Origin of the sequence: Amycolatopsis sp. NPDC059027 (genome assembly GCF_042739735.1) — a bacterium.
In the GTDB taxonomy this organism is placed as follows: Bacteria; Actinomycetota; Actinomycetes; order Mycobacteriales; family Pseudonocardiaceae; genus Amycolatopsis.
Window position 1 is genome coordinate 67958 of record NZ_JBHYIK010000051.1, and the last position, 520, is coordinate 68477.

Genomic DNA, 520 nt, shown 5'->3' on the forward strand with positions numbered 1-520 from the left:
GTGAGCTATTTCACGATATAACCCAACCCACCCAACCCAACACGCTCTCGGGCCCACGCCCCCCCCCCCCCCGCGCCCCCCCCCCCCCCGCCGGGGGGGGGGGCCCGCTTCATGTCCAGGGGCTTCACCCAGATGGGCGCCCCGAGGGGCCGTAGACGTTTCGGAACGGCCCTAACGTAGTAACCCTTCAGTGCGTTGGGCGTGCTGAAGGGCGCTTTCAGTGCGGCCAGTGCTGTGAAGGACGCCTTCAGTGCATCGGCGCCGGACAGCGGGCCGCCGAGTCGAGCGGTGTCGCGAGGGCACGTCCCGAACGCTCCGATCCGGACGCTCAACGTCGCGAACGCGCCGTTCGGGTCATCGTTTCGCTGCCCTGCCGCTGCCCTGCCGCTGCCGCTGCCGCTGCGCTGCCGCTGCGCTGGCATGTCGCGGAAGTGGCGGAATTGAAGGTGTAAGTCCCCCAACCGGCGTTGGCGACACCCCCCCCCACCCCCCACCCCCACCCCCACAACAACCAAACCAC